This is a genomic window from Schaalia odontolytica, assembly GCF_002847525.1.
Lineage (GTDB): Bacteria > Actinomycetota > Actinomycetes > Actinomycetales > Actinomycetaceae > Pauljensenia > Pauljensenia odontolytica_B.
Genome location: NZ_PKKM01000007.1, coordinates 142,802 through 151,210, shown reverse-complemented (window position 1 = coordinate 151,210; position 8,409 = coordinate 142,802). Strand labels below are relative to the sequence as shown.

Sequence of the window (8,409 nt, the reverse complement as noted above, 5' to 3'; positions counted from 1 at the left end):
CACCGCCTGAGCAAAAGGCTCAGCGTTATCTTCGATACCCTGGGCAGCCTCAACCAGCTTCCCAGGAGTAAAACCCACATCTGCGCTCATGCTATCAACCTACAAATCCACTGACCGCCTGTCAAGCAAACCAATGTATCGCGGATAGAGAGTGTTGTTTGTTCGTCGATAGTCGGGTGTATGTGTTGCAGGTGCGGTTGTCGTTTCGCGCTGGGGCGTGAGCGGGGCGACAGCGAGCGTCGGTCTCATGCGCCTGGCGGTCCGGGCCTCGTTCCTCTCCTGAACGGGCAGGCTGTGCCTGGCACAATGGTGGCCATGGGTGTGTCGTTTCTGGGAGTGATCGCGGCGCTCGCCATGTATGCGGTGAGCGTGGCGCCGTCGCTGATGGCGCGCTCCTGGGCGTGGCACGCGGTCGCCTCGGGTGTCCTCGTCTCCTGCGGGTACGTCGGCGGTGTCATCGTCCAGAACGTGGGGGCTCGCGTCATCCGCATGACGGGCCTGACGATCCGGGCCTCCGAGCCCGTCGAGATCGGCTTCCGCGTCTGCATCGCCGCCCTCTTTGCGATCTGGTGGCTCTACGCGGTCATCCAGTCCTACCGGCGTGCCCGCGTCGCCGCCAGGCTTGTCAACATGCCGGGCGAAACCTTCGGCGAGTATCTCCTGGGAACCGCCGGAACCGTTGTGATCGCCTGGTGTCTCATCGCGATTGTGGGCGCTCTGAATCGATTGGGGCGCATGCTCATTGCGGCCCTCGGTGGCTACATGCCGCGCCCCGCGGCCATCCTCGTGGGCGTCGCGATCCTGGTTGTGCTCGTCTTCTTCCTGACCTCCAACGTGATCCTTCGCGGTGGGATCGGCTTCTTCCGCCACCACGCCGAGCAGATGAACATGCGCACCGCGCGCGGCATCTACAAGCCGTTCGTCCCTGAGCGTTCCGCGTCCCCGGCCTCGCCCGTCACCTGGGAATCCGTCGGCGGTCAGGGGCGAGTCTTCCTCGGCCGCGGCCCCTCGCGCCTCGACATCGCGCAGGTCTGCGGCGGCGAGGCCATGGAACCCATCCGCGTCTACTCCGGCATGCCCACGGGTGGGGCGGGTATCGAGCAGGCAGCGGCGACGGTGGTCGCCGAGCTGCGCCGCACGGGTGCCTTTGATCGCGCTGTCATCCTTATCGCGGCGTCGACCGGCTCCGGCTGGGTCGATGAGTGGCAGGTCCAGCCCCTCGAGTTCCTGACGCACGGCAACTGCGCGACCGCCTCGCTCCAATACTCCTACGTGCCCTCGGCACTCAACTGGCTGACCGGTCTCGAGCCCGCGCAGGAGGCGTCGGCCGCGCTGTTCCGCGCCGTGCGCGCTGAGCTCGACACGATGGACGAGGCCGACCGACCCGCGCTCTTCGTCTGCGGCGAGTCCTTGGGAGCCTTCGCCTCGCAGTCTGTCTTCTCCTCGGTCGAGGAGGCGCTCTCCCAGGTGGATGGCGCCCTGTGGGTGGGCACCCCCGCCTTCACGCCGATGCACGCCGAGCTCACGGCTGCGCGCCACAAGGGTAGCCCCGAGGTGGCGCCCGTCGTCTACAACGGGCGGCGCGTGCGCTTCGTCAACGAACCCTCCGACCTGCGCACTGACCTCTACGGGCGCGAGCTAGGGCCGTGGGGATTCCCGCGCCTCGTCTACGCTCAGCACCCTTCGGACCCGGTCGTGTGGTGGAACCGCAAGCTCCTGTGGACCCAGCCGGACTGGCTGCGTGAGCGCGCCGGGCGCGACGTGTCCCGCTTCGTCGAGTTCACGCGCTTCGTGACCTTTATTCAGGTGCTCGCGGACCTGCCCGTCGCGGGCACCGCCCCCGGCGGACATGGCCACACCTACAACGAAGAGCTGATTCCCCTGTGGCGGGCGATCCTCGGTTTTGATCTGCTCTTCGACGAGGAGCCCACTCACCCGCGCCTGGCCGGCCTGGATGGGGCGTGGGTGGACGATGACATGGTCGAGCGCATCGGCATTGTTGTGCGTGCGAACCTGGAGCTGTCGGACCGCCAGTAGGGCGCCTGGGGCGTTCCGTGACATGTGTGTCAAGGTCACGGGCCTGTTATGTAGCTGTTTGTGCTAGTTCGCTACGGTAGTTACCGGGTCGAATGAATTCTATATCGTCTGAAAGTTCGGTCTTTTAAGAGTGTTCTCAGTGAGCATCTGTACTTTTGTCGCGGAACATATGTGCAGTGGTCAGGGTCCGCGTGTAAATCTCAAGAAAAAGAACTCTCAGGACGCCTTGTTTTCCCTCAAATACTCTTGTATCTATGTGATGGTAAGTGAGTAATGCATTGCTAGGTATCTGGTTGCGCAGTATTGTGCGAATTGCGAGCACATAACCTAACCGTGCGGTATAGCTCGCCTGAATCAACATTGGAGTGAGCATGTCATACACATTTCACAGGGTGTGGATAGCAGCCCTGGCGACCGGCGCAATGGCAGCGTCCGGCGTCGCCTTCGGCGCTCCCGCCCTGGCAGCAACCCCCGCGCCCGACGCGGATGGTCCGGTGATCTCCGACCTCGCCACCACCAGTGAAGGTATTGGTGGTCAGGTCACCTTCTCCGTCGTCGACAATCCCGGCCTGTCCAGCATCGACCTGCGCGATCCGGCGTCCGACGCGATCTTCTATCGCCGCGTCGTCGACTTCCCCGGCAATGTCACGGCTGACGGTATTCACCACTACACGTTCACCATCACGTTCTCCGATATCCAGGCCGCCTGGGCCAAGGCCGGCCACACCGAGGCGCTCCCCGCGACGGTCAAGCTCGTCGCGTGGGGCAGTGACGGCATGCCGTCCAAGCGTGCCGACGTCGCCATCGAGCCGGTGGCGATGACTTCCCTCGACTTCGGTATCGAGTCAGGAAAACTCGATCTATACGTTGGCCAGCAGACCAACATTGGTGTCACGCACATGCCGGAGAATGCCAACATGACGAAGGTCAATTGGTCCGGCGACGACATTGACGTCCTCAACGTCGATGAGAAGTCGGGCCTCGTGACTGCCCAGAAGGAAGGCTGCTCGGATGTTAGGGCTGTCGCCGACTACATGGATCCGATGGTCTTCGACCCGGTGATGGCCAGCGTCCAGGTCTGCGTCAGCGAGCTGGACAAGGACGAGATTGCGCTCAATCACCTCCGCGTGGACATGGAGGAGGGTGAGACTGTTACCCTCAAGCCGTTGCTTCCCAAGAAGTTCAAGGATGCCACCCTGTCCTGGAGCCTGGAGTACGGTGGCGCGGTCATCCTGAAGGTGGCCGAGGATGGCAAGAGCGCGACGATCACCGGTAGCAACGTTGTTGATTGGGATCAGGTCAACCTGACCGCCACCCTGCCCGATGGGACCTCCGCAACGGCGACGACGATCGCCGTTGTGAAGTCCGTGAAGCAGGACGCGAAGGCACCCGCCCCGTGGGTCGATCCGCAGCCTGCACCCGATCCGCAGCCTGCTCCCGATCCGCAGCCTGCTCCCGATCCGCAGCCTGCTCCTGACCCCCAGCCCGCGCCTGATCCGCAGCCTGCGCCGGACCCGCAGCCTGCGCCGGACCCGCAGCCTGCCCCCGATCCGCAGCCTGCGCCTGATCCGCAGCCTGCGCCGGACCCGCAGCCCGCTCCCAACCCGCAGCCTGCCCCCGATCCGCAGCCTGCCCCCGATCCGCAGCCTGCGCCCGCCCCGATGGGCGCCTGGGTGATGGACTCGGTCGGCTGGTGGTACCGCAACGCTGATGGCAGCTACCCGACGAACACCTCCATGATGATCGACGGACACACCTACCGCTTCGATGGACGTGGCTACATGCGCACCGGCTGGGTCATGGACGGCGGCGCCTGGTACTACCACGACGCCTCTGGCGCTCAGCTCACCGGCTGGCAGATGGTCCGCGGCACCTGGTACTACCTGGGCGACAACGGCCTGATGCGTACCGGCTGGGTCATGGTCGACGGCACCTGGTACTACCTGCACGGTTCCGGTGCGATGGCCACCGGCTGGATCAACCTGGGTGGCACGTGGTACTACCTGCACGGCTCGGGCGCGATGGCAACCGGCTGGCAGATGATCGGTGGCTCCTGGTACTACCTCGGCTCGGACGGTGCCATGCGTACCGGCTGGGTCATGGTCGACGGTGTCTGGTACTACCTGCATGGCTCTGGCGCGATGGCCACCGGCTGGCTCAACCTGGGTGGCGCCTGGTACTACCTGTCTCCCTCGGGAGCAATGGTGACCGGCACGCAGATGATCAACGGTCGTATGTACAACTTCGACGCCTCGGGTATGTGGATGCCGTGATCTGATATCCGCCTACCGCCAGGCAATACTCCGGGTCCGGGAGCGCAGCAACGCGCTCCCGGGCCCGGTCGTGTTAGACACTTCAGCTCCTCTTCACATATCAGTAAGCAATACCGTGATTGTCACGGGGGTCACGTGAGGTATGTTGTAAGGAGACGGCTGGTACACCGACGTACCGGGTGCCACTGGCACTCCGTCCCCCAACATATCGGAGAAGGCTTATGTCAACGAAGAAACCGGCTGCCCTCCTCGCTTTTGTCGGCGCGTGCGCGCTCGCGGTCACCGGGCCGGCCACCCTGGCCTCGCCCCTGCCCCCGGGCCCGTCCGCCGTCAGTGATGGCGCAGCGGCCCTGCCCGTGGGCGACATCGACACGGCGCTGACCTCGAAGAGCGGGCAGTCTGTGCCCTCCTCGACCGGTACAGAGGCGGACCCGGCGCGCGTCGTCGGCGTCATCGTCCAGCTCGAGGATGGCGCGTCCCGCGAGGGTGCGATCAGTGAGATCAACGAGGCCGTGGCCTCCCTCTTTCCCGGCGCCTCGGCCCAGGTGGAGCACGAGTACGGCAACGTCATGTCGGGCTTCGCCCTCAAGGTACCCATCGGTGCGCTCGATGCAATCCGCCGTGCCCCGGGCGTACGCGCCGCGTTCCTCGAGCGCGAGGGGCGCGTCAGTGATGTGGCCACGCCCGATGCCGAGGGCGGCATCGAGTCCTCGCAGACCGGCGGGCAGGACCCCGCTAACCTGAGCGCCCATCTCATGATGCATATCGACCAGGTCGCCCAGAAGGGCGAAGGAAAGGTCATCGCCGTCATCGACACGGGCGTCGACATGGCGCATCCGGCTTTTACTGGCGAACTCGCGGGAACGCCCCCGCTCACCCCACAGAAGGTCGCCGCGATGACCTCGCAACTGGGTGAAGGAAAGACCGGCGTCTACGTCTCGCAGAAGTTCCCCTTCGCCTACGACTACGCGGACGGCGACAACGACGCGTCGCCGGCGAAGACCCCGTACGCTTCCCACGGGACGCACGTCGCCGGCATCGCCTCCGGTAACGCCGACAAGATCGTCGGCACCGCTCCGAACACTCAGGTGATCGTCGCGAAGGTGACGCGCAGCGAGGATGACGCGCTGCTGGACTCGGCGCTGCTCGCCTCCCTCGACGACATGCTCGTCCTGCATCCCGACGTCATCAACCTGTCGCTCGGCTGGACGGCCGGCATGGATAACGAGGCCGACTCGGTGTACGCGACCGTGTACAAGAAGCTGCAGGAAGCGGGCATCACCGTCAACGCGGCCTCGGGCAACGCCTTCTCCACCGGGTACGGCAACAACTCCGGCAAGGGCCTGCCCTACGCCTCGGACCCCGACTCCTCGGTCATGGACGAGCCGGCTACGTATTCCTCGGTTGTTGCCGTCGCCTCGGTCGAAAACGCCCTGCTTCGCAACGCCTTCACCGTCAATGGGAAAGACATCGGATATCAGCGCGCTCGCGGCCTCAACGGTGAGAAGGTCGCCTTCTTCTCCGACCTGCCCGCCGGCACCTACGAGTACGTCGACGCCGGGTTCGCCTCCGAGGAGGACGCCGCCGCCCTCAAGGCGAAGTACCCGGACGGCCTCGCCGGCAAGATCGCGCTCGTCTCCCGCGGCAAGATGACCTACCAGAAGAAGGTCGAGAACCTCTACGACCTCAAGCCCGCCGGAATCGTCGTCTACAACAACGTGTCGGTCGGATCCCTCATCGCCATGAATCTGACGACGCAGGACATGCCCGCCGCGTTCATCTCTCAGGCCGACGGCCAGGCCATGCTGGACGCCCCCGAGCACAAGCTCTCGATCGCCGAGGGCCAGGTTCTGCCGCAGTCCACCGTGTACGAGGCGTCGGAATTCTCCGCGTGGGGCGTGTCCCCGGACCTGCGCCTCAAGCCCGAGATCGCGGCGCCCGGTGGCGAGGTTTTCTCGTCGATACCGGACGGAGCGTACGAGCAGTCCTCCGGCACGTCGATGGCCACTCCGCAGATGGCGGGTGTCAGCACGATCGTTTTGCAGCGTGTCCAGTCTGACCCGCTCTTCGCCTCGATGAGTGCGCGTCAGAAGGCTGATGTGGTGCAGAACCTCATCATGGGCACGGCTCGCCCGCTCACCGACGCAGCCCAGACGACGGGCGCGCTGTACTCGCCCCGCAAGCAGGGCGCGGGCCTCGTCGACGCCCTGGCTGCCACGACCTCGTCCGTGTATCCCACCGTGGTCGGCGCGCCCGAGCAGTCCCGGCCCAAGGCGGACCTGGGGGACGGCACGAAGGGGTGGCACTTCGACGTCACGCTGCATAACCTCTCGGGTGTTCCCGCCACCTACGAGCTGAGCTCGCAGGCCCTCTCCGAGATCGTCGACGGCGGATTCTTCACGCAGCACTCCTCCGATTGGCGAGGCCGTGGCGTGGAGATCACGTACTCGGGCGCCGCGTCCGCGTCCGCTGAGGGTGCGACGGTGACGGTCCCCGCGAGTGGTGAGGCCACCGTCGGCATCGACGTCACGCCTGGCAGCGAGTTCGCGTCCTATGTTGCGGACAATGCGCCGAATGGCACGTTCCTCGATGGTTTCGTGCGCTTCGCGTCGAAGACCGAGGGGCAGCCCGACCTCGCCGTGCCCTACCTGGGCTTCTACGGCGACTGGGGCAAGGTCCCCATCTTCGACGCCCTCGCCTCGGACGGCGGCGCACACACCCGGGCCTCGGCCATCGTCAACGGCAAGACCGGCGACTCCCTCGGCTACAACCCCCTCGTTAAGGCGGCCGAGCGCACCGGCAAGCCCAACCCGCAGCGCTACGTGATCTCCAGGTCCACGGCCTCGGGCGCCCCGACGATCCTCGAACCCCGCACGGGCACGCTGCGCAGCGTCCACTCGCTGACCAGCACCTACACGAACGAGGCCGGGGAGACGGTCTTCTCGGTGACCAACCATCGGAACTGGAAGTCCCTCTACCAGACGAGCACCGAGGAGAACACCTGGGTCGAGGCCTACCACGAGTCCACGGTCTTCGACGCGAACGCGGAGAAGTTCTCGCACATGCCCGACGGCACGTACACGCTGCGGATCGCCGCGTCCAACGACGGCCCGTCGCGCGCCGAGCAGTCGATCTCCTACAAGTTCCGCCTCGACACGACGGCACCGGTCATCTCAGGAGTGACGTACGGCGGAGACGGGCCCGACATGGCCGTGTCCTTCAATGTCGCCGATGACTCGCCCCTGGCGGCGATCGACTTGCACGACCCGGCTGACGGCCTGTGGTTCTACCGCCACGTCTTCACCGAGAGCGAGGGTAGCGTTGGCCCCGACGGTCGGTACATGTACCACGTTGAGATCCCATTGATGGAGATCTCTGGGGCGTGGAGTGACCAGGGTGGCGTCGGCGGAGTCATCGACAATCCCTACCTGCTCGCGTGGGACTACGGGCTCAACCCCTCCGAGCCGGTGAGCCTCGACCTGCCCATCTCCGACGACAACGAGACGGCCTCGTGCAAGGATCCGACGGGCGGTCACTGGATCAAGGAAGTGCGGTACTGGCGGTACCAGTGCGCTAACGAGAGGGCGTACCTGGGAGGAGGCTGGTTCACGATCGGTGGCAGGGACTACCAGTTCAGCCCCTCCGGTTACATGATGACCGGCTTCGTCAAGCACCCCAGCGGTGACTGGATGTACGTGGATTCCGATGGCGTTCCCGTCGGCGGGTGGGTCCTCGACGGCGTGTACGGTGGCCCCTACTGGTACTACCTGGATCCGGCCACCAAGATCATGAAGACCGGGTGGCTCGCCGACGGCGGCTCGTGGTACTACCTCACAGGTTCCGGCGCGATGGCCATCGGCTGGGTGCACGATGGCGGCTCCTGGTACTACCTGTCCGACTCGGGCAAGATGGCGACAGGCTGGGTCAAGGTCGGTGGCACCTGGTACTACCTGGGCCCCGATGGTGCGATGTTCACGGGCACGCACGTGATTAACGGGCGTACCTACGTCTTTGACGGGAGCGGCGCGTGGGTCGGTTGACCTGAGTGCTTGCCCAGCGACGACGAGGCCCGGGGAGGGCGTCTCACCCGGCCCGGGCC

The 8,409-nt window shown here is 65.5% G+C and carries 3 protein-coding genes; all 3 read left to right on the top strand.

Annotated elements, in window-relative coordinates; translation table 11 throughout:
• Positions 1-306 precede the first annotated feature (306 nt).
• The 3 genes from CYJ22_RS06365 (at position 307) to CYJ22_RS06355 (ending at position 8,350) form a co-directional block, all read left to right on the top strand.
• Positions 307-2,037 (top strand): alpha/beta hydrolase, encoded by a 1,731-nt coding sequence (locus CYJ22_RS06365; protein ID WP_101601916.1) that lies wholly within the window; start codon positions 307-309, stop codon positions 2,035-2,037.
• Between the two features lie 371 nt (positions 2,038-2,408).
• Positions 2,409-4,310, top strand: a complete 1,902-nt coding sequence (locus CYJ22_RS10445; RefSeq protein WP_101601913.1) for an N-acetylmuramoyl-L-alanine amidase family protein — start codon at positions 2,409-2,411, stop codon at positions 4,308-4,310.
• A 221-nt stretch (positions 4,311-4,531) separates the two neighbouring features.
• Positions 4,532-8,350 carry a S8 family serine peptidase gene (locus CYJ22_RS06355; RefSeq protein WP_101601910.1) on the top strand — a complete coding sequence of 1,273 codons (3,819 nt, stop codon included), beginning with the start codon at positions 4,532-4,534 and terminating at the stop codon, positions 8,348-8,350.
• Positions 8,351-8,409 lie beyond the last annotated feature (59 nt).